The following is a 290-nucleotide window of genomic DNA, read 5'->3' as shown; positions in this document are numbered from 1 at the left end:
ACGAGGGCCGCACGGAAGAGCGGCGCTTCCTCCAGACAAAACGGCCGGACGAATGCGTCAGCTGACTCGGCCTCATCAAGCTGAAACGGCACGCTGTCATGGATGCGCTGCACCGGTTCGCCGTCAGGCCCCGTTTCAAAGGACGTTCTGAGCGACTCATGCCGCTCCACAAGCTGCCGGAACGTCTCCTCCAGCCGGCCGCGGTCAAGCGGGCCCGTCAGTTCCAGCACAGCCGGCATATTGTAGCCGACACCGCCGTCTTCAAGCTGTTGGAGCACATACATCCGTTT

General features: G+C 62.4%; 1 protein-coding gene. It reads right to left on the bottom strand.

From position 1 onward, the window contains the following. Positions 1-290 (bottom strand): condensation domain-containing protein (locus G9F48_RS19385; protein ID WP_165409982.1); only part of this gene is annotated, 290 nt, incomplete at both ends.

This window comes from Bacillus sp. EKM420B (assembly GCF_011065565.1).
In the GTDB taxonomy this organism is placed as follows: domain Bacteria; phylum Bacillota; class Bacilli; order Bacillales; family Bacillaceae; genus Bacillus; species Bacillus velezensis.
The sequence above is the reverse complement of the archived record's forward strand: the minus strand, read 5'-3'. Positions and strand labels throughout refer to the sequence as shown.